25 protein-coding genes are annotated in these 25,215 nt (G+C 62.4%); 6 read left to right on the plus strand and 19 right to left on the minus strand.

From position 1 onward, the window contains the following. Window positions 1–65 precede the first annotated feature (65 nt). Both G533_RS0105000 and G533_RS20590 read left to right on the plus strand, forming a co-directional pair. On the plus strand, window positions 66–491 hold the full coding sequence (locus tag G533_RS0105000; protein ID WP_035526512.1) for an H-NS histone family protein: 426 nt from the start codon (window positions 66–68) through the stop codon (window positions 489–491). 24 nt (window positions 492–515) lie between these two features. Next, entirely contained in the window at window positions 516–1,265 is a 750-nt protein-coding gene (locus G533_RS20590; RefSeq protein WP_035526515.1) for a pseudouridine synthase, read from the plus strand. On the opposite strand, the gene G533_RS0105010 is transcribed toward G533_RS20590, so the two are convergent. Together G533_RS0105010 and G533_RS0105015 are read right to left on the minus strand one after the other, a co-directional pair. After that, window positions 1,252–2,013, minus strand: a complete 762-nt coding sequence (locus G533_RS0105010; protein ID WP_027949018.1) for an SDR family NAD(P)-dependent oxidoreductase — start codon at window positions 2,011–2,013, stop codon at window positions 1,252–1,254. The two genes, G533_RS20590 and G533_RS0105010, sit on opposite strands and share 14 nt — an antisense overlap. Before the next feature lie 70 nt (window positions 2,014–2,083). Further along, on the minus strand, window positions 2,084–2,410 hold the full coding sequence (locus tag G533_RS0105015) for a hypothetical protein (RefSeq protein WP_027949019.1): 327 nt from the start codon (window positions 2,408–2,410) through the stop codon (window positions 2,084–2,086). Window positions 2,411–2,590: 180 nt separating this feature from the next. On the opposite strand from G533_RS0105015, the gene G533_RS0105020 reads away from it, so the two are divergent. Beyond that, window positions 2,591–3,181, plus strand: a complete 591-nt coding sequence (locus G533_RS0105020; RefSeq protein ID WP_027949020.1) for a DUF502 domain-containing protein — start codon at window positions 2,591–2,593, stop codon at window positions 3,179–3,181. Between the two features lie 9 nt (window positions 3,182–3,190). On the opposite strand, the gene G533_RS20595 is transcribed toward G533_RS0105020, so the two are convergent. From G533_RS20595 to gyrA, 17 genes are all read right to left on the minus strand, one after another. Next, a complete protein-coding gene (locus tag G533_RS20595) occupies window positions 3,191–4,066 on the minus strand; it encodes a LysR family transcriptional regulator (RefSeq protein WP_035526519.1) in 876 nt (291 codons plus the stop codon). Between the two features lie 74 nt (window positions 4,067–4,140). Beyond that, window positions 4,141–5,097 carry an acetyltransferase gene (locus G533_RS0105030; protein WP_027949021.1) on the minus strand — a complete coding sequence of 319 codons (957 nt, stop codon included), beginning with the start codon at window positions 5,095–5,097 and terminating at the stop codon, window positions 4,141–4,143. A 21-nt stretch (window positions 5,098–5,118) separates the two neighbouring features. Continuing rightward, window positions 5,119–7,161: a polysaccharide biosynthesis protein gene (locus tag G533_RS0105035; protein WP_035526522.1), complete on the minus strand. Its 2,043-nt coding sequence runs from the start codon at window positions 7,159–7,161 to the stop codon at window positions 5,119–5,121. A gap of 77 nt (window positions 7,162–7,238) precedes the next feature. Beyond that, entirely contained in the window at window positions 7,239–8,240 is a 1,002-nt protein-coding gene (locus G533_RS0105040; protein WP_051229983.1) for an MraY family glycosyltransferase, read from the minus strand. After that, on the minus strand, window positions 8,237–9,178 hold the full coding sequence (locus tag G533_RS20600) for an NAD-dependent epimerase/dehydratase family protein (RefSeq protein ID WP_051229984.1): 942 nt from the start codon (window positions 9,176–9,178) through the stop codon (window positions 8,237–8,239). Before G533_RS20600 ends, G533_RS0105040 begins: the two co-directional genes overlap by 4 nt. 134 nt (window positions 9,179–9,312) lie before the next feature. Further along, entirely contained in the window at window positions 9,313–9,720 is a 408-nt protein-coding gene (locus G533_RS25230; protein WP_084638807.1) for a ComEA family DNA-binding protein, read from the minus strand. A 124-nt stretch (window positions 9,721–9,844) separates the two neighbouring features. Then, window positions 9,845–10,546: an orotidine-5'-phosphate decarboxylase gene (gene pyrF / locus G533_RS0105055; RefSeq protein ID WP_027949025.1), complete on the minus strand. Its 702-nt coding sequence runs from the start codon at window positions 10,544–10,546 to the stop codon at window positions 9,845–9,847. A gap of 30 nt (window positions 10,547–10,576) precedes the next feature. Then, a complete protein-coding gene (gene lapB, locus G533_RS0105060; protein ID WP_027949026.1) occupies window positions 10,577–11,779 on the minus strand; it encodes a lipopolysaccharide assembly protein LapB in 1,203 nt (400 codons plus the stop codon). Further along, window positions 11,772–12,113, minus strand: coding sequence for a lipopolysaccharide assembly protein LapA domain-containing protein (locus G533_RS0105065; RefSeq protein WP_051229985.1), 342 nt, complete (start codon window positions 12,111–12,113; stop codon window positions 11,772–11,774). Before G533_RS0105065 ends, lapB begins: the two co-directional genes overlap by 8 nt. Before the next feature lie 2 nt (window positions 12,114–12,115). After that, a complete protein-coding gene (locus tag G533_RS0105070) occupies window positions 12,116–12,445 on the minus strand; it encodes an integration host factor subunit beta (protein ID WP_276202564.1) in 330 nt (109 codons plus the stop codon). Between the two features lie 177 nt (window positions 12,446–12,622). Beyond that, window positions 12,623–14,293, minus strand: a complete 1,671-nt coding sequence (rpsA, locus tag G533_RS0105075) for a 30S ribosomal protein S1 (RefSeq protein WP_027949029.1) — start codon at window positions 14,291–14,293, stop codon at window positions 12,623–12,625. Window positions 14,294–14,454: 161 nt separating this feature from the next. Next, window positions 14,455–15,141, minus strand: coding sequence for a (d)CMP kinase (gene cmk / locus G533_RS0105080; protein WP_027949030.1), 687 nt, complete (start codon window positions 15,139–15,141; stop codon window positions 14,455–14,457). Beyond that, window positions 15,141–16,445, minus strand: a complete 1,305-nt coding sequence (gene aroA / locus G533_RS25100; RefSeq protein ID WP_027949031.1) for a 3-phosphoshikimate 1-carboxyvinyltransferase — start codon at window positions 16,443–16,445, stop codon at window positions 15,141–15,143. The genes cmk and aroA overlap by 1 nt, the downstream gene beginning before the upstream one ends. A 27-nt stretch (window positions 16,446–16,472) precedes the next feature. After that, complete coding sequence (locus tag G533_RS25105; RefSeq protein WP_027949032.1) at window positions 16,473–17,372, minus strand: prephenate dehydrogenase/arogenate dehydrogenase family protein; 900 nt, start codon at window positions 17,370–17,372, stop codon at window positions 16,473–16,475. 2 nt (window positions 17,373–17,374) lie between these two features. Continuing rightward, window positions 17,375–18,493, minus strand: coding sequence for a prephenate dehydratase (gene pheA, locus G533_RS0105095; RefSeq protein WP_027949033.1), 1,119 nt, complete (start codon window positions 18,491–18,493; stop codon window positions 17,375–17,377). Window positions 18,494–18,508: 15 nt separating this feature from the next. Beyond that, a complete protein-coding gene (gene serC, locus G533_RS0105100; RefSeq protein WP_027949034.1) occupies window positions 18,509–19,588 on the minus strand; it encodes a 3-phosphoserine/phosphohydroxythreonine transaminase in 1,080 nt (359 codons plus the stop codon). Window positions 19,589–19,623: 35 nt separating this feature from the next. After that, window positions 19,624–22,191 carry a DNA gyrase subunit A gene (gyrA, locus tag G533_RS20605; protein ID WP_035526526.1) on the minus strand — a complete coding sequence of 856 codons (2,568 nt, stop codon included), beginning with the start codon at window positions 22,189–22,191 and terminating at the stop codon, window positions 19,624–19,626. A gap of 285 nt (window positions 22,192–22,476) precedes the next feature. On the opposite strand from gyrA, the gene G533_RS0105110 reads away from it, so the two are divergent. Genes G533_RS0105110 through G533_RS0105120 form a run of 3 tightly spaced genes read left to right on the plus strand, consistent with a single transcriptional unit; the run spans window position 22,477 to window position 25,207 of the window. Next, on the plus strand, window positions 22,477–23,808 hold the full coding sequence (locus G533_RS0105110; RefSeq protein WP_027949035.1) for a TRZ/ATZ family hydrolase: 1,332 nt from the start codon (window positions 22,477–22,479) through the stop codon (window positions 23,806–23,808). Beyond that, window positions 23,805–24,521: a bifunctional 2-polyprenyl-6-hydroxyphenol methylase/3-demethylubiquinol 3-O-methyltransferase UbiG gene (gene ubiG, locus G533_RS0105115; protein ID WP_027949036.1), complete on the plus strand. Its 717-nt coding sequence runs from the start codon at window positions 23,805–23,807 to the stop codon at window positions 24,519–24,521. The genes G533_RS0105110 and ubiG overlap by 4 nt, the downstream gene beginning before the upstream one ends. Continuing rightward, entirely contained in the window at window positions 24,518–25,207 is a 690-nt protein-coding gene (locus G533_RS0105120) for an HAD family hydrolase (protein ID WP_240472376.1), read from the plus strand. Before ubiG ends, G533_RS0105120 begins: the two co-directional genes overlap by 4 nt. The last annotated feature ends 8 nt before the right edge of the window (window positions 25,208–25,215 follow it).

Here is a 25,215-nt window from a genome sequence, read left to right on the forward strand (position 1 = left end):
AGGGTCTTTGCGTTAATTAATGTGATTCGAATATAATTACGACATTATTAATCAGGAGGCTTCAAATGAAAGTCAAACCATCGGCACTGGCGGTATTTGCAAAATCAAAAGTGAAGGCCAAGGCGGAAGCGCGTCGGCTCAGCCAGGAAGAACTGGAAAAGCTTATCGCCTCATTGAATGAAGCACTCAAGGCGGAAAAGGAAAAGACGAAAAAGAAACAGGAAAAAGATCGCGTTGCCACAATCCGCAAAGTGAATGACTTGTTGGCGGAAAGCGGCCTCAAGCCTGAAGACCTGAAAAAGAACGCGTCCGCAGCACGCAAACGCAAGGCAACTGCAAAAAGCCGCAAGACCGGCACAGTGCCCGCTAAATATCGCCTCGTCATTGACGGCAAGAAACATGAATGGACGGGCCGCGGTCGCACGCCGAAGGTATTTCAAGCCTACTTTGATGCCGGAAACACACGGGAAAGCTGCGCTATCAAAAGCTGATACACAGCGCCTGGCGCCCCGGGCGTGCTGCAACTACTCCACTGCGACGAGCACCTCGTCGCAGTGAACAAGCCTTCCGGGCTGCTGGTACACCGCAGTCCCATCGATCGACACGAAACCCGCTTCGCCCTGCAGCTGCTGCGCGATCAGCTGGGACACAGGGTTTACCCCGTACACCGGCTCGACAAGCCCACATCGGGCGTATTGCTGTTTGCGCAGACACCCGCCGCCGCGCGCGCACTCGCGGAGCAGTTTGCCCAACGTCGCGTGCACAAAACCTATATTGCCATTGTGCGCGGTTGGTGCGCGCCAGAGGGAGTGATTGAACACCCCCTGACGGAACAGCCGGCAGACTCCGGCTCAGGCAAGTTCCCCACACGCACCCAAGCCGCAACCACGCGGTTTCGCTGCCTGGGCACAGCCGAGCTGCCCATTGCCGTGGATCGCTATCCCTCCTCTCGCTATAGCCTGGTACACCTACAGCCAGTTACCGGGCGCAGGCATCAATTGCGAAGGCATATGAAGCACATCAGCCACCCGATTATTGGCGATGCCAACCACGGGAAGGGAATACACAACCGGTTTTTCCAGACACACTTCAACTGCCACAGGTTGCTACTGGCCTGCACGGCGCTGGAGTTACAGCACCCGGAACACGCTTCAACATTGCGCCTGCGCGCCCGGCCCGGTGCCGATTTCGAGGCAACGGCAATTGCGCTGGGCTGGCAACGTGAACTGGAAGATGCGCTCAGAGAGGTCGCTACTGGACCATGAAGCCGCCATCGGACACCAGCGTAGCACCTGTTGTGAAGGCTGACATGTCACTTACGAGATAGAGCAGGGGCCCGAGGATCTCCTCTGTCTCGGCCACCCGTTTTTGCAGGCACGCGTCTATAGCCCCCTGCAAGTACGCAGGATTCTGCGCGGCGCTGTCGAATAGATCCGAGTGATAGTTTCCTGGAGCCAGGTTGTTGACACGAATCTTCAAGGGCGCCCACTCCGCCGCCATCACTTGGGTCATGGCCTGCAGTGCGGCTTTCGTGGCTGCGTAAAACCCCATGTTGGCCGGCGGTTTTAGCGCTGCCACCGAAATGACATTAACGACCACGCCTCCACCCTGTTCGGCCATGTGCGGTGCCAACCGCGAAGCCAGATACCATGGCCCCATCGTGTTGACGTCGAACATTTTATGGAAAAGCTCGGGGCTCAGCTCGCCCAGACCACCCCAGGCTGGGCTGATGCCGGCGTTATTAATCAGTATATCCACCCGCCCGTAGTGCCCGAGGGCGCCCTTGATCAACGCATCCAGCTCCTCTGTACGGCCGGTGTGAGCGGCAATGGGGAATGCACTCCCCCCCGCCGCTTCTATCTCAGCGACCACGGATTCGCAGGCATCCAACTTGCGGCTCGCCACAACCACAGCGGCGCCCGCAGCTGCGAGGCCGATAGACATGGCGCGCCCAAGACCTCGGCTACCCCCCGTTACCAGGGCCACCTTGCCCGTTAAATTGATCTGCTGCATACGCGACTCCCCCGCTGTTTTTCCACAGTGTAGCCTGCCCGCTCCGCGAGGTCAGCGGGGAGTACGCGTACTAAGGCTGCATGCTGACCGGGTTCTCTCCGAGGAACTCACCCAATTGCAGCGCAACGCCGTCGCGATCCAGAAACCGGGGCCCGCGCTCATCCACCAGGCAGTGCACGATAAACCGTTCGCCCTCACCGGGAATGACAGCAAGGCGTAGCTGATCCGGACCGCGGCGACGTTTTATGCCCACCAGCTTGGTGCGGCCTTCAGCCCCCAGCGCCGCCTCAACCCCCGCCTTGCACGCGGCGAGGTCGGCGCTGTTATCCGACGCCAATGCGGCACCCGTCAGGCCCATCAATGTGCAACTCAGTACCCATGCATTGAATGTTTTCATAACTCGCTCTCCCTGTAGGTAACGAGACTCAGGATAACCCTGACCGTATTTGATGGAAGTGGCCAATTCTGATCGTATTCGCTGCATTTTTGGGTATACCAACCACGCGGAGTGTACCGTCCGCAGTAACCGTGTACGCTACCAGCGTGTTCTCAGCCCCGTAGCAACCGAAGGATACCCATGAAACGTCTCGTCTCACTCACGCTGCAGGGGCTGGTGGCCGTACTCCCCGTCGCGCTGACTATTTATCTGGTGTACTGGTTACTGTTGACGCTGGAAACCATGACCGGTGCGGCACTGCGCGCGATCCTGCCTGGGGACTGGTACTTTCAGGGCCTTGGGCTGATTTCCGGCCTGATTCTGCTGATGTTGATTGGCTTGCTGGTAAACGCCTACGTGGTTCGCCACCTGCTGCGCCTGGGGGACACGCTGCTGAGCAGGATTCCACTGGTCAAATCGGTTCACGGGGCCATTCAGGATGTACTGCGCGCATTCAGCATCGCCAACAAGCAGCAGGCGGACTCGGTAGTGATGGTAACCCTTGGCGACAACATGCGACTGCTGGGATTTGTGACCTCGCGGGAGCCGAGCACACGGCTGCGCGGCGCAGTGGATGAATCAGTGGTCGGTGTTTATTTGCCCATGAGCTACCAGTTGGGGGGATATACCGTTTATCTGCCGGCGAGCCAGCTGGAGCCCGTTGACCTCAGCGTTGAGGAAGCCATGCGCATCGCGGTCACCGGGGGCATCCAGAACCCGAAATCGAGCTGACAGGCAGCGTCAGCGGGTATCCAGCTGCGCTGCCACCTTGGCGAACTCTTCAGCGATAACTTCTCTCAGCACTCGGAACCGTGCGCTCAAACGCAGGTCGCGATGCGTTAACACCCACACGTTTGACTGGTGTACAACGGGAGCATCGGGAACCCGCACCAGCTCCGGGTCACCAAAGGCCAGAAAACAGGGCATGAAGACCAGCCCCATGCGGCTGCGCGCAGCCATCTGCATGAGGTTGAGATCACTAATGGCGTGTCGCACAGGCAAGTGCTCGAAGCCACTGTAACGCAACCAGTCCTCGCGCTGGCCCTGGGGGTAGCGCCCCACCCAGGTCAGGTGCGAAACGTCGTGCGGGGCATCCTCGCGCAGCAGCGCCCGGTGTACGTAAGTCGAGGCACTGAGTGGGCACAAATTGCGACCGATCAGGTTGTCTGGCGGCCGGGCGCCTGCAGGCAATACACGCACCGCGATGTCCGCCTCGCGTCGACTGAGGTCGAGGGCGAGGTTGCTGGGCATGAGCTCGAGCTCAATACCCGGGTAATCCTCCGCAAAGCGAGCCAGGCGAGTGAGCAGAAATTCCACACGATCCGGCATGGTGAGGCGGATGCTGCCCTGCAGCTGTTGGTCGGTGCCCGTGATACGACGCTCGGCCGCCAGCATAAGCTCTTCAACGTGCTCCGCCGCTGGCATCAGCTCTTCCGCCGCTGCCGTCATCCGGTAGCCATCAGGAGTGCGATCGAAGAGGCGCGTGTGCAACGTGCTTTCCAGGTCGTCGAGTCGACGCGTTATCGTCGAGTTGCTTACCCCCAACAGCTGGGCTGCCCCCCGCGCAGAGCCCCGACGCCCCAACGCCAGTAGCACCTTCATGTCATCCCAGTTCACTCTGTTTCTCCCTGCAAGACCGATTCCGCGGCCTGCGTCACAGTCTGCGGGCAGCCGCCGGGGCGGCTGAGCGTCTACGCGTAGAACGCCGCTATACGCTCGATAAAAGCCTGCAGCTGGTCCGCTGGTAAAGCGTTTATACCCGCCGCTGCAGCGCGGCCGCCACCCGTGGGAAATTCCCGGCACAGTGCATCCGCGCCGGTCTTGTTGTTGAGAGGCGCACGTACACTGACGAGATAATCTCCATCTTTTCGCGCTGTCACCACGGCGTGTGCTCGCGCCGGATCCTGGTTGGCCAGATCGTTGCCAAAAACGCCACTCACCCGCCGCGCCCAGGCCGCGTCGGGCAATTGGTACACCGCTGCACTCTCTCCACGGTGAATGGGCTCGAGCGCCGCAGCTGCCGCCATATCTTCCCGGTACCCTGTTTCGAGGCGTTCGAAGTGGCCGCGTTCCGCGTCCATGAACTGGAACGGGTCATCGTGCCTTGCGAGCAGCTGGTACAGCTCCGCGGGGGCGAAATGCAGGTCCTCCAGAGCCGGGCCATAGCCGTTGTAGTTGATATAGATACCCAGATCTTCCAGCGCCTGCACCTGCGCGGCAGACAAATCCAGCGTCTTCGCCAGCCGTTGCGCGGAATCGCGCAGGTTATCGCCAAAGGCACCGGTCACGGCCCAGGCAGTATAGGCCCCCTGTAGCCGGCCGTTGACCAGCAGACTGGTGCACACGTCGGATGCGGGATTGATCAAGGTCTCGAGCTGCGGGCTGGCGGGGATCTCCCCGGCAAAGTGGTGATCGCAGTAAAATATATCGGCACCGGCAGCAAGCAGGCGCTGTAGATCGGTGCGATTCTTGTCCAGTGAGATATCCAGCACGGTCACGCGGTCGCCGGGCCCGGCCTCAACCTGCTGCAGCAGGGCGATGTCGCGCTTGACCCCGGTTACCAGTACAGCGTCGAGAGGTTCCGCTCGGCGCAGCTGCACCAGCGCACACAGGCCATCCGCATCGCCGTTAAAGACGTCATAGTTCATTCTGATTCCTTCCGGCTGAGATCAGGACTTGTCGGGGAACAGTTCCTGAACGTTAGACAAACCGACGGCGGCCGGTTTTTGCTTGGGCTTGGCAAGCGTGGGACGCCCGGCCATGCCCTGTTTGCGCCAGACATGATCATAGCGCACTTCGTGTAAATTAAATCCGCTCACAGCGGCGTTCAGGATTGAGGTAATACCGGCGCAATCCATCGTATCGCAGTAATGCATGAGCTCGGTCAGCAAGCGGTGAATCTGATTGTAGGAGAGACACTCTTCCTCGGCGCGCATGATCATGGGGTGCCCGGTGCCGGTCACGTTGCTGCCGAGCAAAAGCTCCTCACGCAACTTCTCCCCGGGGCGCAAACCGATAAACTCGATCTGGATATGGTCGTGTGCGTGGCTGTCGTGCTGCATCTCGTAGCCGCTGAGGCGGATCATACGCCGCGCGAGGTCCACAATCCGCACAGGCTCGCCCATATCCAGCACGAACACATCGCCGCCAGTGCCCATTGCGCCGGCCTGTAATACAAGCTGCGCGGCTTCCTGAATGCTCATGAAATAGCGCGAGACTTCCGGGTGGGTGACGGTTACCGGGCCACCGCCCTCAATCTGTTCGCGAAATAGCGGGACCACAGAACCGGAGGAACCAAGCACATTGCCGAATCGCACCATGCAGAAGCGGGTACCGGAATCGCGCTGTGCGAGCCCCTGCAACACCATTTCCGCAAAGCGCTTGGAAGCACCCATGATATTGGTGGGCCGCACGGCCTTGTCGGTGGAAACCAGGACGAAAGTCTCCACCCCGGCCTTGCGCGCAGCTTCCGCCGCGTACCAGGTGCCGAACACATTGTTGGCCACACCCTCGGCAACGTTGTATTCAACCATGGGTACGTGCTTGTAGGCCGCGGCGTGATATACCGTTTGAACAGCAAAGGTGCGGTACACCGTTTCCAGCCGCCGCTGGTCCTGCACGGACCCCAGCAATGCGATGACCTCGACGCCGGAACCGAGTGCCTGGCCCATCTCGCGCAGCTCGCGCTCAATGCGGTACAACGCGTACTCGGAGTTATCCAGGAGGACGAGCTCTCGAGGCCCTGAAGTCAGTATCTGACGGCACAGCTCCGAACCGATAGAACCACCCGCACCGGTAACCATCACGACCTTGTCGGTAATACAGCGGTCGATCAGCTCGGGGTGCGGCGGCACCGGGTCGCGCCCGAGCAGGTCATCGAGATCGATATCCTGGATCTGGTTGACGCTCGCGCGACCTGCGACAAGTTCATTGATCTTCGGCACGGTGCGCACATGCACCGGGAGCCCGACCAGCGAGTTAATGATTTCCCGGCGACGCTCCGGCGAAGCCGCTGGAATGGCGAGCAACACCTGAGTGATATTGTGCTCGCCTATAAGCCGCTTGATCTCTTCGGGCCGCGCCACCTGCAGGCCATTGATGACCGAGTGCTGCAGCCGCACATCATCGTCCACGAACACCACCGCCCGGTACTGGTCGCCATGGTGCAAGGCAGTCAACAATTGACGCCCCGACTCACCCGCACCATAAATAATGACGTTGCGCGACAGCGAGCGCAGCTTGGCCTGGTAATACGCGCGCACGGTGAGGCGCGTACCGCCAATCAGCAACAGGGCAATACCCCAATAGAAAAACGGCATGGTGCGCGGCACTTCAGCCTGCGCAACAAACACAGAAGCGGCAAGTATCAGCGTGGAATAAGTGACAGCAGTAATCACTGCCCAGATCGCCTGCTGGCCCATGAAGCGGATAACCGCTCGATAGAGGCCAAGACGCAAAAATATAATGGCGCTGATAACCACGGTGATGGCAGCACACGCTATTTCCGTTGTGCCCAGCGTGAACTCGGTGCTGCCGTGGCGAAGCGCTACCGCGGACCACATGGCCGCGCTGACAAACACCATATCGAGAGCGAGAAGAAGCGCCTGCTTGATATTCCGCGGCAGCTCTATGAGTTTTTCGAGTGCATCCCGCACGCTTCCAAGCACCCCGGAAATCGCTTGCAGCACACCATTGCCAAGCCGATTCAGCAAAATCCCTCCCGCTCCGGATAATCGTGACAGGCTCGCTTGAAGTGATTAATTGTGGCGCGAACCCGGAGACCCCGATGTTACGTCAATCGCTGCAACTTCGCCATGCCGAGCAGGAGGGGAAGGTATGCCAAAATTACCAAGAAAAGCTGGAATTCAGGCCAGCGCCAGATCGTCCATGCCAGTGGGAAAAGCCATAATGCGTTCAGCGCCACAAGCAGGAAATCCACCGCGAGGTGAGATCCCCAGTGGCGACTGAGACGCTGATAGGCATGATCTCGATGCGCCTCAAACACGCTTGCCCCTGCTCGCCAGCGCGTCAGCAGGGTCCACGTGGCATCGGTGACAAAGGCAGCAAGTAAAACCAGCCAACACGCCAACGGCAAGGTGCCGTAACCGGCTCCGATCAGCGCGAGACCGCCGAGCAAAAAACCCAGGGGCACACTGCCCGCATCCCCCATGAACAGTCGAGCGGGTGGCCAGTTCCAGTAGAGAAAGCCCAGCTGGCTCAACGCCAGCAGCACACACATCAGGGCGAGTGTGACATCCCCGGCCAGCAGTGCCAGCAAGCTCCCTCCCATGCCCGCAAGAAATGCCTGCAGGGTGGCCAGGCCATCAATGCCGTCCATGAAATTGTACAGGTTGACCAGCCACAGGAGCGCCAATACCAGTAGCGGCGCCTGCACCCAGAGCGGAAAGGCCACCCCGAAAAGCACATCGCTACGCGGAGCAGCGGCAAACACAGCAGTGACGAGCAGCGTACAGACCGCGCAGTAGACACCCAACCGCAACCACGCCGGCAGGTTGTAGCGATCATCCAGCAAGCCCACCAACATCAGCAGCACCGCAAGTCCGAGCAATATACCGTACACCGGTGGCCATACCACCCCGGCCTGCGCGGCCACCGCCGTGGCGAGCGCCAACGCCAGAATAATCCCCACACCGCCGCCGCTTGCCGTGGGCAGGCTGTGCGAGCTGCGCTGACCCGGGCTATCCAGCCATCGGCCGCGCCGCGCCAACTGCAGCCAGAGCGCACAGAGCAACGCGGCGGCGAGCGGTGCGGACAGCATGGCGGCAATCACGGAGGGCCCTCCCCCGCGCACGCCATAGCCGGTGCAACGGTAGCCAGCGTATCGCGCGGCACCCAGCTGGTTGCCTGCAAAAGCGCGTGGTTGTCGTAACGCTCGGCACCGAACAACTTGTCGAAGCTGGACCCCTGTGCCTGCCGCTGGACCAGATCGAGCAGGGAAGCGAGAACGCGCCACAGCCAGGCGGGGCTCGCCACACCGGGCCCCTGTTTGCCCAGCGCGGCTCGCAACAGCTGATACGTCTCTCTGGTGCTGTACGCCCGGCCATCCGCGACATTGAAGGTGTTCACCCCGCTCAGGCCAGCCCCGGGCAGCAGCAACAGGAGCTCGACCAGGTCGTCCAGACCAATCATGGAACGCGCGCCGCCGGCCGGCGGCGCTGGCACACCGAATCGCGCAGCACGCAACAGCCACTTCAGGTTGCCTTTCGGCTCCGGACCATACACCAGTGCCGGGCGCAGAATCGTGACCGTCATGGCACTGCGGTGAAAGCGCTCGCGCAGCGCACACTCGGCCTCCCACTTGGAGCGACCATAGGCGTCCGCGGGGGCAGACACCTCCATCTCCCGCCGTGGCGTGGATGTTGCCGGAGGGCCCATCGCCTTGACGCTGCTGACAAAAATGAAGTGGTGTACGCCTGCGCGCTCAGCTGCATCTGCAAGTGCCAGGGTCGCGCGGCAGTTCACGGCGGCATACTGTGCGGCCGGCGCCTGCGAGTGGGCGATACCCGCAAGGTGATAAACGGTGCTCACACCCTGCAGCAGGGATTCGTCCAGGTTCTCCGTGGCGAAATCCACAGCGTGCATCGCCGGGCCGCCGCGGGCAGTTCCACCCCGGCGGCTGACAAGTACGGGAGCCAGCTCTTGCTGCTGTAGTCGCACCGTGAGTGCCTGCCCGATATAACCGCTGGCACCGGTTACCAGCACTGACATGCACACCCCGCCAATTTCCTGTTGCCTTGTGCCGCGCCGGCGTAATGTGCGGACATACATTTCCCTTAAGCAGCGTTTCTGCACCCGCAAAAAAAAGTGGGGGCCAGGGCCCCCATGATACGGATGCCCGGCGCCTAATCCAGTGTTATGACCGTGCGGTTCTTTTCCAGCGTGGCGGGACCAATGCCCTTGACGTCCGCCAGCTCCTCCACCGCCGTGAAAGGCCCATAGGCCTCCCGGTAGCGAATGATGTCCTGCGCCCGCGACAGCCCTACACCCTGCAGCATAGCGGCCAGTGTGGCGGCATCCGCAGTGTTGATGTTGACGCGCTGTACCGCGACCTCGGCAGCAAGCGGCGGCACATCGGGCGCCGCCGATACTGGAGCTGACAGGCCGCCCAGACTGAGGCATACCGCCAGGGCGCCCAGCAAAGCCGGCCAGCGCTGTCGGCGTTTTCCGCCGGGTGATTGTAACTCCGGGTGGACCTGTGAGTCGGGCTGACAGGCCCGATAAACATGCGTGAGGTGTTGTTTGAGTGACATGGCGTTATCTCCGTATGACGTTTGTGGCATCCCTGCACATCCGTATCGAAGCAAAGTCTAGCAGCCACCCGGACAGGCGGGGTGCCTTTGGTCACATCTGACTTAATGCGCCAGCTCGCCAACGCTATCCGCCCGCCGTACGCAACTCCTCGTGCACCCGCTGCAGGGCCGCCAGCGGGTCGGCTGCCGACGTAATTGAACGACCGACCACGAGATAGTCCGCCCCTCGCCTGCGCGCGTCAGCGGGTGTGACAACCCGACGCTGGTCACCCGGCGAGTCACCCGCGAGACGAATGCCCGGTGTGACCAGGGCAAAGTCTTCGCCGCGCTGCTTCCGCAGTGTGGGGCACTCCTCGGCCGAACACACCACGCCCTGCATCCCGCAGTCTGCCGCCAGGCCGGCCAGTGATGAGACGCGCGCCAATGCGCCTTCAAGGCAGCCGAGCTCACGCAGGTCTTCATCGGTCATGCTGGTCAGGACCGTGACCGCAATAAGCAGCGGTGGCTGTTGCAGGCGTGCGAGTTCCGCGGCGGCCGCCTCCATCATGCGGCGCCCCCCGCTGGCGTGCACATTAACCATCCACACGCCGAGGTCGGCCGCAGCACGCACCGCCGAAGCCACCGTGTTGGGTATATCGTGAAACTTGAGATCCAGGAACACATCGTAGCCCTGATCCTGCAGGCGCCGCACCAGACCGGGCCCGCTGCGCGTGAACAGTTCCTTGCCTACCTTGAGTCGACAGAGCTGCGGCGACAGCTGCTCGACCAGGGCCAGCGCCGAGGCTTCATCGGGATAGTCGAGAGCCACCAGAATGGGAGAGTGCATCGAGAACGCCTTCAATAACTGCGGTCGTGCTCAGTCAACACGGTTGCCGCGAATGGATTTGACCGTGCCCCAGTGCTTGCAACCGGGGCAGAACCAGTGGAGTTGGCGGCCAGCAAAGCCGCAGTGACCGCAGCGGTAACTCGGCCGCTCCGCCAGCAACCGGGCCACCAGTTTCTGCAGTGCCGCAAGATTCTCACGCACGGAACCTTCGGTATTCGCTGCCTGCAGTTCAATCAGCCGCGACAATCCTCCCAGCGAGGGCGCTTTCGCCAGCTGCCCCGAGAGAAACTCCATCGCGGCCTGATCGCCCTGTGTGGCACGCACATCATCGGCAACCGCCACCACAAGGCCCGTAGCCGGGCTGGACTGCAGGCACTCCTGCAGGTATTGCCGCAGCGGTGTCGTGTCGCCCAGCTGGCTGTAGGCCTCGTGCAGGGCGGGCACGGTTTCGGGGATGTAATCAGGGTCCTGCTGCTGCACCTTGCGCAGGGCCTTGATCGCCGCCTTGTATTGCCCGGCCTGGCATTCCAGCTCGCCCAGCATGAGTGAAGCCCGCACGCAGCGACGATCGTGGTGCAAAGCCTGCTGCAACTGCTTGCGCGCCGCCTGCAGGTCGCCCTGTTCCAGCATTTCCGCCGCCAGCTCACAGTGATAATGCGCCAGCGCAACTGCCACCGGCTGACGGCTCGCGCCACTGGGCGCCGGTGGGGTGGGGCCCAGCAGGGACTTGCGCGGCAACAGGGCCGTTGCCACATCAACGGCCTGGGCCCACTCCCGCTGGCTCTGGAAGATGTCCAGCAGGTGTCGGCGGCTCGCGCGCCGCTGTTCGGGAGAATCCTTCACCAGATCCAGCAGCAGGCGCTCGGCGCGATCAAACAGCCCCGCACTGATGTAGTCGCGCGCCAGCTCGAGATGCGCCTGGTGAATTTGCGGGCGGGGCAGGCTGGGGCGGGCCAGCAGGTTCTGGTGTATGCGTATGGCCCGGTCAACCTCGCCGCGCTTGCGCAGCAGGTTGCCCAGCGCAATGTGGGTTTCCAGCGTTTCGCTATTGACCTCGAGGGCGTCGATGAAAGCGTCCACCGCGCCGTCCGGGCGGCCATCCAGCAGGTAATTCAATCCCTTGTAGTATTGGCCTGGCACTTCAGACGCCTGCGCACTCGCGCTGCGCCGCCCCAGCCACCAACCGATGCCGATGGCGGCAAACAGGAGCGCGAATACCAGCAGATCATTCACCGTCTTTGAGCCCAGCGACCCTCAGACGATCCAGTTCCACTTTGCATTTCTCCAGCTTGCGCCGTGCCAGAACAAGCTTGCCGCGCAACCGGAGAATGATGATGCTCGAGGCCAGCAGCCCCAGCAAACCGCCCAGCGCCAGCGTGACGAGCACCCAGAGCGCGAGGCTACGCGGCGCCAGGTCAACCACCAGCAGGTCGAGAGCGACCGGCTCGGGATTCTGCACGGCGAACAACACGCCCGCCGCGACCATAGCCAGCACAACCAGTACCAGAATCAGTCGGCGGAGAATCCTCGCCAGACGACCCGCACCGTTGGAAGCGGTGGTGGCCATGCTCACAACCCCGCCTGCAATCCCAGGTTGACCCGCTCCCGCAGCTCTTTCCCGGGCTTGAAATGGGGAACGTACTTGCCGGTCAGTTCTACCGTGTCGCCGGTTTTCGGATTGCGGCCACGGCGCGGTTCACGATAGTGCAGTGAAAAGCTGCCAAAACCCCGAATCTCGATGCGCTCTCCACCGGAGAGTGCCTCGGACATGTGTTCAATAATCGTCTTGACGGCCAGCTCCACGTCTTTCAGCGACAGCTGTGCCTGCCGGGCGGCAATTGCCTCAATGAGTTCACTTTTCGTCATCGCGGGGCCCCTATCCACCTGCGCTCTCGCCAGACCGCTATCGGTCGTGCTCTGGGAAACTATTGTGACGCCGCCAGCGCAGTTACGCAACTCGTTATTTTATATAGAAAAAAGGCCCACCAACGGGTGAGCCTTCGCGAGGAGTGAGGCTTCGGGGGCACCATGGCGCCCCGTTGCCTGACTGCGGAGCGCACGCGCCCCGCAACGGTATCACTTCTCCATTTGCGCCTTGATCAGGTCGCCGATGGTGCCGGGGGAAGAGGACTCTTCCTGATCCTTCAGCGACTTCACGGCATCTTTCTCGTCGTCGTAATCTTTCGCCTTCACCGACAGCACAACGCTGCGGTTCTTGCGGTCGACCGAGATGATCTTTGCTTCGACGCTGTCGCCCACCTTGTAGACGCTGCGCGCATCTTCAACCTTTTCACGGCTGATGTCGGAGGCTTTGAGAATACCCTCAACCTCGTCTGCCAGCTGCACGGTCACGCTGCGCGCGTCGACGGCAATCACTTCGCCGGTGACGATGGCACCGCGATCATTCTCACCGACGAAGCCGGAGAACGCATCGTCCTCAAGCTGCTTGATGCCCAGCGAGATACGCTCACGCTCGGGGTCGATGGACAGAATGACGGTTTCAATCTCGTCGCCCTTCTTGTAATTGCGCACCGCTTCCTCGCCCACTTCGTTCCAGCTGATGTCGGAGAGGTGAACCAGGCCATCGATGTTGCCTTCCAGGCCGATGAAGATGCCGAAATCGGTAATCGACTTGATGCTGCCGGCAATCTTGTCGCCCTTGGCGTACTGGGAAGCGAAGGCGTCCCACGGATTCTGCATGCACTGCTTGATGCCCAGCGAGATGCGACGACGCTCCTCGTCGATATCCAGCACCATGACCTCGACCTCATCACCCAGCTGGACGATTTTGGACGGGTGCACGTTCTTGTTGGTCCAATCCATTTCGGAGACGTGAACCAGACCCTCGACTCCCTCTTCGAGCTCGGCAAAGCAGCCGTAATCGGTGAGGTTGGTAACACGCGCCTTGACGCGGCTGCCTTCGGGGTAACGGTTGGTGATTTCGACCCACGGATCTTCGCCCAGCTGCTTGAGGCCGAGGGAAACCCGGTTGCGCTCGCGATCGAACTTGAGGATCTTGACGTCGATTTCCTGACCCACTTCGACGATCTCGGAGGGGTGCTTGATGCGCTTCCACGCCATATCGGTAATGTGCAGCAGACCGTCGACGCCACCCAGATCCACGAACGCGCCGTAGTCGGTGAGGTTCTTGACGATACCTTTGACGGACATGCCTTCCTGCAGAGACTCGAGCAGGGCTTCACGCTCAACGCTGTTGGCCGCTTCCATCACGGCGCGGCGGGACACCACCACGTTGTTGCGCTTCTGGTCCAGCTTGATGACCTTGAATTCGAGTTCCTTGTTCTCCAGGTGCGCGGTGTCACGAACCGGGCGCACGTCAACCAGCGAGCCGGGAAGGAACGCGCGGATGGTATTGATATCAACCGTAAAGCCACCTTTGACCTTGCCGTTGATAATACCCTTGACCACTTCGTCCGCCTCATGCGCGGCTTCGAGTTCTTTCCAGGACTCGGCACGCTTGGCTTTTTCGCGGGACAGCTTGGTCTCACCGAAACCGTCTTCCACGGTTTCCAGCGCAACCTGGACTTCATCGCCGATGCTGAGGGAGCAGTTACCCGCAGAGTCGACGAACTGGGCACGAGGAATCACGCCTTCGGACTTCAGCCCGGCATGGACGGTGACCCACTCGTTATCGATGTCGATGACAACGCCGGTAACAATGCTGCCCGGCTCCATCTCGACGGTCTTCAAGCTTTCTTCAAAGAGTTCAGCGAACGATTCGCTCATTACACAGTACCTGTTTGTGAGAGTACGGCGGCTAACCGCCTTGCCGCGCCTCCAGCTGGCACGGGTCATCCGTTAAAACCGACCCCGGCCACTTCTGGAACCGACCTGGGGGCAGCGAGATAAACACCATTGCGAGCGCCGGCAGCAACACGCCAGCCCGGTCACACCAGGCCGCGCTCGCGCGCCGCCTCCATGACAGCAGAGAACACGTCGCCGATAGGCAAACGACTACTGTCAATGACAATGGCATCTTCAGCGGGAACCAGCGGGGAGGCGGAGCGGCTGCTATCGCGCGCATCGCGCTCCTCGATGTCCTCGAGAAGGCGCGGGAGACTAACATTTTCTCCCTTGTCGAGCAACTGTCGGTAACGCCGCCGCGCGCGCTCTTCGGCGCTGGCGGTAAGGAAGATCTTGAGCGATGCGCGGGGGAATACCACCGTGCCCATGTCGCGGCCGTCCGCCACCAGCCCGGGGGCCTGGCAAAACTCCCGCTGGCGCTCCAGCAGCGCTTCGCGGACCGCAGGAATCACCGCCACGGTGGAGGCGCCGCGTCCACCCTCTTCGGTGCGAATGGCACGACTGACATCCCTGCCTTTATAGGCCACGCGCACCTCGCCGGCCGCATCGAGCGCAAAGGCCACATCCAGGTGACGGGCGACAGCTGCCACCGCCGCGTGGTCATCCCAGCCAACGCCCTCCAGCACACAGGCATGCCCGGTCACGCGGTAGAGGGCGCCGCTGTCAAGAAAGTGCCAGCCCAGGGCCTCTGCGAGCAGGTGACTGAGTGTCCCCTTGCCGGCCCCGCTGGGACCGTCGACCGTGATCACTGGCACCGGCTGGCGCCCCATCAGTCGACCCGCGCGGATATTTGCAGGCCGAGGCCACGCGCCAGCGCGTCAAAGCCCGGAAAGGAGGTACTGACATGGTCGCAGTCGAGAATGCGAATTTCCTCGTCCGCCCGCAGTGCCGCAATAGCAAACGACATGGCGATACGATGATCGTGAAAGGTGTTGATGACACCGCCGCCGATGGGGCCCCCTTCGATGATGATGCCGTCGTCCAGCACCTCGTTGACCACCCCGAGGGTGGTAAGGCCCGCCGCCATGGCAGCAATGCGATCACTTTCCTTCACTCGCAGCTCCTCTGCACCGTGCAATACCGTGCGGCCACTGGCGCAGGCAGCGGCAATAAACAGCGCCGGGAATTCGTCGATCGCCAGCGGCACCTGGTCCAGCGGGATTTCAATGCCCTGCAGGGGGGCGTAGCGCACACGAATATCCGCCACGGGTTCCCCGCCGATTTCCCGCTCGTGCTTGAGTATGATGTCAGCCCCCATGGCGCGCAGGATATTCAGCACACCGATGCGCGTGGGGTTGATACCAACATGGGTAAGCAGCAGGTCCGAGCCCGGTGCGATGCTCGCCGCGACGAGAAAGAACGCCGCAGACGAGATATCCGCAGGCACGTCTATGTCGGTTGCCAACAGGCGACCGCCACCCGTGAGGCTGATAACACCCTGCTCACTGCGCACGGTGTAGCCAAACCCCTGCAGCATACGCTCGGTATGATCGCGCGTCGGGGCGGGCTCGGTCACCGAGGTGGTGCCCTCGGCGTAGAGTCCGGCAAGCAGCACACAGGACTTGACCTGCGCACTGGCCATAGGCAAATCGTAATGAATGCCCTGCAGCGCCTGGCCGCCGGAAATATGCAGCGGTGGCGTACCGCGCTCGGCGCCCTCGATACGGGCGCCCATCAATTTCAGCGGGTCCATCACCCGGCCCATGGGACGCTTGCACAGGGAAACGTCCCCCGTGAGTTCGGTATCGAACGCCTGCCCCGCCAGCAGGCCACTCAGCAACCGGATGCTGGTGCCCGAATTCCCCATATCCAGGGCGGCGGAGGGGACTTGCAAGCCGCGCAAACCCACACCGTGAATGGTGACCTCACCGTCCTCGGGACCCTCGATCGCGACACCCATGGCGCGAAATGCTGCCACGGTAGCGAGGGCGTCCTCCCCCTCGAGAAAGCCGCTCACCCGAGTAGTACCCTCGGCGAGGGCACCCAGCATGATCGAACGGTGTGAGATGGACTTGTCCCCGGGGACGCGGACTTCACCGCTGATCACACCACCGGGCATTAATTGAAATTCCATGCAGGGTTCTCTCTGGAGTTCTCGGGCTCAGGTCGCCGTCTGGCCACGCGCCGCCAACAGGGCGGCAAATTCATCGCGCGCTGCCTTGGCGCGGGAAAAAGTCTGCAGCAGGGTATCACCCTCGCCGGCCTCAATCGCTGTACGCAGTTCCTCAAGGTGGGCGGAAAACAGATCAATAGACTGCAGTAGGGCCGGTCGGTTGGCAATGGCGATATCCCGCCACATCACGGGGTCGCTGGATGCAATACGGGTGAAGTCGCGAAAGCCACCCGCGGCAAAGCGGAAAATGTCATCGCTGGCATCACTGCTCGCGAGCGCATCCACCAGCGCATAGGCGAGCACGTGAGGCAGGTGGCTGGTCGCCGCCAGCACCCGGTCGTGCTCCGCCACGGTCATCTCCACCACCTCCGCACCGGTGCTGGCCCACATGGCACGCACGAGTTCCACCGCGGAGGGTTCATTCCCCGCCACCGGCGTTAAAATCACCCGGTGCTTTTCAAACAACGCGGCATTCGCGGCATCCACACCGCTGCGCTCGGAGCCGGCAATAGGGTGGCCCAGCACCAGCCGCGGTGGCATGGCACCCCACACACGCTCAGCGGCGCGCTGCAGGCTGCCTTTGACGCTGGCGACATCGGTGATCACCGGCGGCCGGGGCCGCTCAAGCAGCCGCGGGAGGATTCGCTCCAGCATCTCTTCGGCTATCAGGGTGGGCGTTGCAATCACCAGTATATCGGCCGCATCGACGGCCTCATCCAGGTCCAGTGTGTAGCGGTCGATCACGCCCAGCTCCACCCCGCGCCGCAGCGATGCCTCGCGGTGCCCCCAGCCAATGCAGGAGGCGGCAAAACCACTGGCGCGCAACGCCGCGGCCAGTGAGCCGCCGATCAGCCCCAGCCCGAGCACAACCACCGTCGGCTGCGCCACGATTACAGCACCGCCTGCGGGTAGGAGCCCAATGGCTTGAGCAGGATGGACTGCTCTTCCAGGTCAGTGACAATGGCGCGAATAGCATCGTCCTGCATGTGTCCCTCAAACTCAATGAAGAACACATAGGCCCACTTTTCGGTCCGCGAGGGGCGGGTATCAATTCGGGTGAGGCTCACGCCGGCGCGGCGAAAGGGGTCCAGCAGGGTAAACAGGGCACCGGGCTTGTTGCGACTGGAAACGATGAGGGAGGTTTTATCCCGGCCGCTGGGGGGCACTTCCTCGCGCCCCACCACAAGAAAGCGTGTGGTGTTGTCAGGGTAGTCTTCAATGTGCTCGGCAAGGCGGTCCAGATGATAGAGCTCCGCCGCCATATCGCCCGCCACTGCCGCAACACCGGGTGTGGTCGCCGCCAGCCGGGCCGCCTCACCGTTACTGCTCACCGCCTCGCGCTTGGCCCGTGGCCAGTGTGTATCCAGCCAGTTCCGACACTGAGCGAGCGCCTGCTGATGCGCACAGATCCGCGTCACATCGGCCTCGGCGGTACCCGGCGCGACCAGCAGGTGATGCACGATCCGCATCTCGACTTCGCCGGAGATCTTCAGTGGCGAGTCCATGAAGTTGTCCAGCGTGTGGCTGACCATGCCCTCGGTCGAGTTTTCCACCGGGACCACCCCATAGTTGCACTCCCCGGATTCCACCTGTGCGAACACGCCATCAATGGTGTTTTGCGGCACGCAGAGCGCAGCGTGGCCAAAATGCTTGAGTGCGGCGGCCTGGGTGAACGTGCCTTCCGGGCCGAGGTAAGCGACCTGCAGGGGACGCTCCAGCGCAAGGCAGGCGGACATGATCTCACGGAAAATATGCGCAACCGCGACGCCCTCCAAAGGCCCGCCGTTGCGGTCGATAATGCGCTGGAGCACCTGCGCCTCGCGCTCCGGGCGGTAGTACACCACCTCGGGGGAAACTTCGCCCCGCTCGCGCAGCGCCAGCACTTCCTCCAGCTTGATCTCAGCCACCCGCTGGGCACACTGGGCGCGGCGCTGGATCAAACTCTGGATTTCCCGATCAATGGCGTCAATGTCCGCCCTGACCTGGTCGAGATCCCTGGTATCTGCCATCAGAATGCCGCCGTATCAGCCGTTGCGTTGCGCGAAATCCTGCATGAAAGCGATCAGCGCATCAACTGCCGCCTCGGGCACCGCATTGTAAATACTGGCGCGCATTCCGCCCACGGAGCGATGCCCGGACAGGTTGAGCAGGCCCGCTTCGCGGGACTGCTGCAGGAAAAGCGTGTCGAGGCTGGCATCCGCCAGGGTAAAAGGCACGTTCATCTGCGAGCGGCTGGGCACTTCAACCGGGTTGGCGTAGAAGTCGCTGCCGTCGATCGCAGCGTAGAGCTTCTCGGCCTTGCGGCGGTTGATCTCCGCCATCGCGTCAAGCCCGCCCAAACCCTGCAACCAGTCGAACACCAGGCCCGCCAGGTAGAGTGCAAACGTCGGCGGTGTGTTGTACATGGAGTCGTTGTCGGCGGCGGTTTTCCAGTCGAGCATGACCGGGCAGGCCTCGCGGGAACGACCCAGCAGGTCGCGACGCACGATAACCAGTGTGAGGCCCGCCGGGCCGATATTTTTCTGCGCGCCGGCATAAATCACCCCGAAGCGCGACACATCGATCGGCCGCGAGAGGATAGTCGATGACATGTCCGCCACCAGCGGTACCTCCACCTCCGGCACCCAGTGAAACTCCACGCCGCCAATGGTCTCATTGGGCGTGTAGTGAAAATAAGCGGCGTCCGCCGACAGCTGCCAGCTGTCCCGGGGTGGAATGCTGCTGAAATTAGTGCTTTCTGCGCTGGCCGCCACATTGACCGAGCCAAAGCGCTTGCCCTCGGCGATGGCCTTCTTGGACCACTGCCCGGTGTTCAGGTAATCCGCACTGCCACCCTCCGGCATCAGGTTCAGCGGCACGGCAGAAAACTGCAGGCTGGCACCGCCCTGGAGGAAGAGCACGGCGTAGTCGTCCGGAATCGACAGCAGGCTGCGCAGAGTGGACTCGGCCCGTTCAGCGATGCCAACAAACTCGCTGCTGCGATGGCTCATCTCCATCACCGACAGGCCGCGACCGTGCCAGTCCAGCATATCGTTGCGGGCAGTTTCCAGCACCGGCTCCGGCAGCGCCGCCGGGCCAGCACAAAAATTGTACAAGCGCGTCATTTCAGTCATTTCCTTGAAGTGAGGGGAAGGCGCGGTTACTCGCCGTCTTCCCCGGAATCCTCTGCAGCATCCAGCTCTGGCTCGGCTACCCGTTCCACGCTGACCAGATGTTCGTCGGCGCGGGTGCGAATCACCCGCACGCCCTGCGTATTGCGCCCCAACAATGACACTTCATCGGCTCGTGTGCGCACCAGGGTGCCCTGGTTGGAAATCAACATCAGCTCATCGCCCTCGAACACCTGGGTGGCGCCCACCAGGGCACCGTTGCGTTCGCTGGTGGACATGGCAATCACGCCCTTGTTGCCGCGGCCCTTGGTGGGGAATTCGCCGGCCTCAGTGCGCTTGCCGTAGCCATTTTCGGTCACGGTGAGGATGCGCCCGCCCGCCTGCGGCACGATCAGCGAAATCAGGCGCTGACCTTCGCCCAGACGAATACCGCGCACACCGCGCGCCGTGCGGCCCATGGCGCGCACATCATCCTCGCGGAAACGCACGGTCTTGCCGCCGCTGCTGAACAACATGACATCACAGCTGCCATCGGTCAGCGCGGTGCCCACCAGCACATCACCCTCATCCAGTGCCAGGGCACGCAAACCCACGCTGCGCTGGCGCGCGAAATCCGTCAGCGCGGTTTTCTTTACCGTGCCGTTGGCCGTGGCCATGAAGATGAACCAGCCTTCGGTATATTCATTCACCTGCAGAATCGAGGTAACACGCTCCCCGGCTTCCAGTGGCAACAGGTTGACCATCGGCCGGCCGCGGGAGTTACGCGTGGCCAGCGGAATCTGGTACACCTTGAGCCAGTAGACCTTGCCCAGATCGGTAAAACAGAGAATCGTGGCGTGGGTGCTGGCAATCACCAGATGCTCGACAAAGTCTTCATCCTTGACCGAGGTCGCGGTGCGCCCGGTACCGCCACGACGCTGGGCCTGGTAGTCCGAGAGTGGCTGGGTCTTGGCGTAGCCGAGGTGGGAAATGGTGACTACCCGATCCTCCTCGGTGATGAGATCTTCCACCGTCAAATCATGCTGTGAGGCGCTGATTTCGGTCACCCGGTCGTCGCCGAATTCGGTAACAATTTCCTCCAGCTCTTCGCGAATCACCAGCTTCAGGCGGTCCGGGTCGGCGAGAATGTCCAGGTAGTCGGCGATTTCCCGCAGTTTTTCGTCGTATTCGTTGAGCAGCTTTTCATGCTCCAGCCCGGTCAGGCGGTGCAGGCGGAGGTCGAGAATGGCTTGGGCCTGCACCGGCGACAGGTGGTACTGGCCGTCAACCAGGCCGTACTGCGGCTCCAGCTCGTCCGGGCGGCAGGCGTCCTCGCCGGCGCGCTCCAGCATCGCCAGCACGTCGCCGGGCGCCCAGGCCTGGGCGATCAGTTTCTCGCGCGCCTCGGCGGAGCTCGGCGATGCCTTGATCAACTCGATGACCGCGTCAATGTTGGCCAGCGCTACAGCGAGACCTTCCAGTGTGTGACCGCGCTCGCGGGCCTTGCGCAGCAGGTACACCGTGCGCCGGGTGACCACTTCACGCCGGTGCCGAATGAAGGCCTCGATGATCTGCTTCAGGTTGAGCACCCGTGGCTGGCCATCTACAAGCGCCACCATGTTGATGCCAAACACCGATTGCAGCTGGGTTTGCGCGTACAGGTTGTTCAGCACCACATCGCCGATTTCGCCGCGACGCAGCTCGATAACCACGCGCAGGCCGTCCTTGTCGGACTCGTCGCGCAGCTCGGAAATGCCCTCAATCTTCTTCTCTTTTACCAGCTCCGCAATGCGCTCAATGAGGCGTGCCTTGTTCAACTGGTAGGGGATTTCGTGGATGACAATGACATCCCGACCCTTTTTCTCCTCGTGAATCACCTCCGCTTTGGCGCGCACGTAAATGCGCCCGCGACCCGTACGGTAGGCCTGAATAATGCCGGCACGGCCATTGATGATGCCGCCGGTGGGGAAATCCGGCCCGGGGATGAACTCCATCAATTCATCCACGGTAATGTCCGGATTGGCCATCAGCGCCAGGCAGCCGCCCACCACTTCACGCAGGTTGTGCGGCGGGATATTGGTGGCCATGCCCACGGCAATACCCGAGGAACCATTGATGAGCAGCGTGGGGACCTTGGTGGGCAACACAACCGGGATGCGTTCGGTGCCGTCGTAGTTGTCGACGAAATCGACGGTTTCCTTGTCCAGATCAGCCAGCATGGCATGGGAGATCTTGCGCATGCGGATTTCGGTGTAGCGCATGGCGGCAGCGGAGTCGCCATCCACCGAGCCGAAGTTGCCCTGTCCATCGACCAGCATGTAACGCATGGAGAACGGCTGGGCCATGCGCACAATGGTGTCATAAACCGCCGAATCACCGTGCGGGTGGTACTTACCGATCACGTCACCGACCACACGGGCGGACTTCTTGTAACCCTTGTTCCAGTCGTTGTTGAGCTCGTTCATGGCGAACAGCACCCGCCGGTGAACCGGTTTCAGGCCATCGCGAACATCGGGCAGGGCCCGCCCGACAATCACGCTCATCGCGTAGTCGAGGTACGACTGCTTGAGCTCGTCCTCGATGTTGACGGGAAGAATTTCCTTGGCTAATTCACCCATGTACTGAAGCTTCCTTGTATGACTGCGGGGAGCCGCCACGGCACGGCACCGGGACGAACTCAGGCCGCGCTGACAGCCCCGGCAAGGGGCCTCGACAGACGCGCGACACAAACCCCGAATTATACGGGAGAAGCCGGATTGCCGCCATGTTTTTGCGGATTATAGCGGCCGTTTGGGCGGCAATTGGCGATTTCCGGTTATACTGGCGGACGAATGCAAGCGACGATGCAACCCCACGGGGTTGGATCCGCCAACCCCGGACCAGAAGTCCCCGATCGAGGCCTCATGAACACGCCCGCCGAGACAGTCGACACCCTGCTACATCCCGGCTGGATTATCCCCGTGGCACCCGCCGGGCAGATACTCCGCAACCACAGCCTGGCCATTCGCGGCGAACAGATCGTCGCTGTGATGCCTCGTGCCGAGAGCGCAAAGCTGCAGGCTGCTGAGGTGTTCGAGCTGCCCGACCACGCCCTGCTGCCGGGGCTGATCAACGCGCACGGGCACGCCGCCATGAGCCTGCTGCGCGGCTATGCCGACGACCTGTCACTCATGCCCTGGCTGGAGCAGCATATCTGGCCCGCCGAGGGCCGGCATGTGAGCGATGAGTTTGTCGCCGATGGGGTTGCTCTGGCCATTACCGAGATGCTGCGCGCCGGCACCACCACATTTTCGGATATGTACTTCTACCCGGACGCCTGCGCACGCGTTGCGCAGCGCATGGGCATGCGCTGCCAGATCAGCTTTCCCGTGCTGGACTTCCCCACGGCCTGGGCGCGCGATGCAGACGACTACATCAGCAAGGGTCTGGCCCTGCGCGATGCGGTCAAACACAGCCATCTGATCAGTGTGGGTTTTGGGCCGCATGCCCCCTATACCGTAAGTCACCCAAATCTCGCCAAGGTCGCCATGCTGGCAGCGGAGCTGGACGCCAGCATCCAGATCCACCTGCACGAGACACGCGGTGAAGTACTGCAGGCTGTGGAGGCACACGGCGAACGCCCGCTGGACAGCCTGCACCGGCTGGGACTGCTGGGGCCAAGAACCCAATGTGTACACATGACCGACCTCGGGGAGCAGGATATTGCGCTGCTCGCGGAGACCGGCGCACAGGTGGTGCACTGCCCGCAATCCAACATGAAGCTGGCCTCCGGCGCCTGCCCGGTCGCGCGGTTGCTGGCCGCGGGGGTCAACGTGGCGCTGGGTACCGACAGCGCCGCCAGCAACAACGGCCTGAACCTGTTCGGAGAAATGCGCAGCGCCGCCCTGCTCGCCAAGTTGACCAGCAGCGATGCCAGCGCCCTGTCGGCCACCCAGGCGCTGTACATGGCCACCCTGGGCGGCGCCCGGGCCCTGGGCCTGGATGAACAGATCGGCAGCCTGGAGACCGGCAAGCTCGCCGACCTGATCGCCGTGGATTTGAGCGGCCCCGAAACCCAGCCAGTCTACAACCCCGTTTCACAACTCGTGTACGCCTGCAACGGCAGCCAGGTCACGCACAGCTGGATCGGCGGGCAGCTGCGACTGCGCGAGCGCGAGCTGCAGGGCATTGACCTGGCCGCCATTACAGCGCGTACCGAATACTGGCAACAACGCATCACGGGAACACAGCAATGACCGCACGTGCCAATGTAGACCCTCAGGAAATCGCCAAATTCGAGGCGCTAGCCTCGCGCTGGTGGGACCGCAACAGCGAGTTCAAACCCCTGCACGATATCAACCCGCTGCGCGCCAATTATATCGACGAGCATTCGCCGGTTGCCGGGCAGCGCCTGGTTGATGTCGGCTGCGGCGGCGGCATACTGGCGGAATCCATGGCGCAACGCGGCGCCACCGTCACCGGCATCGATATGGGGGAAGCACCGCTTGCCGTTGCGCGCATTCACCAGCTTGAGTCCGGGGTTGACGTCGATTACCGTCAGGCGACCGCCGAGGAGCTGGCTGTCGAGCAGCCCGCCCATTACCACGTGGTTTGCTGCCTGGAGATGCTGGAACACGTGCCCGATCCGGCGGCCGTGGTCGCGGCCTGCGCCGAACTCGCAACGCCCGGCGGCAGCCTCTATTTTTCCACCATCAACCGCAACCCGAAGGCATTTGCGTTCGCCATTGTCGGCGCGGAATACCTGCTGAAACTGCTGCCAGCGGGCACGCATGAATACAGCAAATTCATCAAGCCCTCCGAGCTCGCGGCCTGGGTACGCGCCGCGGGCCTGCGTGTCGAAGGCATGACCGGGCTGCTCTACAATCCACTGACCCGCCAGTACCGCCTCCACGAGCGCGATGTCTCGGTCAACTACATGCTGCGGGCCAGCAAACCGGCCTCCCTGTGAGGCCACCACCGCTGGAAGGGCTGCGCGCGGTGCTGTTCGATCTGGACGGCACCCTGGTCGACACGGCCAGCGAATTCGTGGTGGTGGTGCAGGCGCTGCGCGCTGAATACGGGCTGCCGCCACTGGAAGCCGCGCTCATCGCCGCCAGTGTCTCCAACGGGGCGCGGGCGCTGGTCACCCTCGCCCTCGGCACACAGGAAACGGAGCCACATTTCGAAACCCAGCGACAGCGCCTGCTGACCCTGTATGGCGAGGTCCTCGGCAGCACCGCCCAGCCCTATCCCGGCATTCCCGCGCTGCTTGCCGCACTCGCCGAGCGGGGCATCGCCTGGGGTGTATCCACCAACAAACCGCGGGCCTTTGCCGCGCCGCTGATGGAGCGCCTGGCCATCCAGCCGACTATCGGCAGCCTGGTATGTCCGGACGATGTGCGCGAACGCAAGCCCCACCCCGAGGCGCTGCTGCGCAACTGCGCAGAGCTCGGCTGCCTGCCCGAGCAGGCCATTTACATTGGCGATCACCAGCGTGATATCGAAGCGGGCCGGCGCGCCGGCATGTACACCGTGGCGGCGCTCTATGGCTATATCGAGGCGGACGACAACCCCGCTCTGTGGGGGGCCGATGCGAGTGTCAGGGACAGCCGGGACCTCGCCCTCCTGCTGTTCGGCACCCATTTAACCGCTTGAGGAACACA

This window comes from Haliea salexigens DSM 19537 (assembly GCF_000423125.1).
Taxonomy (GTDB): domain Bacteria; phylum Pseudomonadota; class Gammaproteobacteria; order Pseudomonadales; family Halieaceae; genus Haliea; species Haliea salexigens.

Bases quoted from the DNA above. Each gene is read 5' to 3' on its own strand.
- gyrA (WP_035526526.1), bottom strand. From the start codon at position 22,191: ATGGGTGAATTAGCCAAGGAAATTCTTCCCGTCAACATCGAGGACGAG.
- G533_RS0105010 (WP_027949018.1), bottom strand. From the start codon at position 2,013: ATGCAGCAGATCAATTTAACGGGCAAGGTGGCCCTGGTAACGGGGGGT.
- G533_RS0105030 (WP_027949021.1), bottom strand. From the start codon at position 5,097: ATGAACTATGACGTCTTTAACGGCGATGCGGATGGCCTGTGTGCGCTG.
- pheA (WP_027949033.1), bottom strand. From the start codon at position 18,493: ATGGCAGATACCAGGGATCTCGACCAGGTCAGGGCGGACATTGACGCC.
- ubiG (WP_027949036.1), top strand. From the start codon at position 23,805: ATGACCGCACGTGCCAATGTAGACCCTCAGGAAATCGCCAAATTCGAG.
- G533_RS0105015 (WP_027949019.1), bottom strand. From the start codon at position 2,410: ATGAAAACATTCAATGCATGGGTACTGAGTTGCACATTGATGGGCCTG.
- cmk (WP_027949030.1), bottom strand. From the start codon at position 15,141: ATGGGGCGCCAGCCGGTGCCAGTGATCACGGTCGACGGTCCCAGCGGG.
- rpsA (WP_027949029.1), bottom strand. From the start codon at position 14,293: ATGAGCGAATCGTTCGCTGAACTCTTTGAAGAAAGCTTGAAGACCGTC.
- serC (WP_027949034.1), bottom strand. From the start codon at position 19,588: ATGACGCGCTTGTACAATTTTTGTGCTGGCCCGGCGGCGCTGCCGGAG.
- G533_RS0105020 (WP_027949020.1), top strand. From the start codon at position 2,591: ATGAAACGTCTCGTCTCACTCACGCTGCAGGGGCTGGTGGCCGTACTC.
- G533_RS25230 (WP_084638807.1), bottom strand. From the start codon at position 9,720: ATGTCACTCAAACAACACCTCACGCATGTTTATCGGGCCTGTCAGCCC.
- pyrF (WP_027949025.1), bottom strand. From the start codon at position 10,546: ATGCACTCTCCCATTCTGGTGGCTCTCGACTATCCCGATGAAGCCTCG.
- G533_RS0105000 (WP_035526512.1), top strand. From the start codon at position 66: ATGAAAGTCAAACCATCGGCACTGGCGGTATTTGCAAAATCAAAAGTG.
- G533_RS0105110 (WP_027949035.1), top strand. From the start codon at position 22,477: ATGAACACGCCCGCCGAGACAGTCGACACCCTGCTACATCCCGGCTGG.
- aroA (WP_027949031.1), bottom strand. From the start codon at position 16,445: ATGGAATTTCAATTAATGCCCGGTGGTGTGATCAGCGGTGAAGTCCGC.
- G533_RS20600 (WP_051229984.1), bottom strand. From the start codon at position 9,178: ATGTCAGTGCTGGTAACCGGTGCCAGCGGTTATATCGGGCAGGCACTC.
- G533_RS0105065 (WP_051229985.1), bottom strand. From the start codon at position 12,113: ATGGCCACCACCGCTTCCAACGGTGCGGGTCGTCTGGCGAGGATTCTC.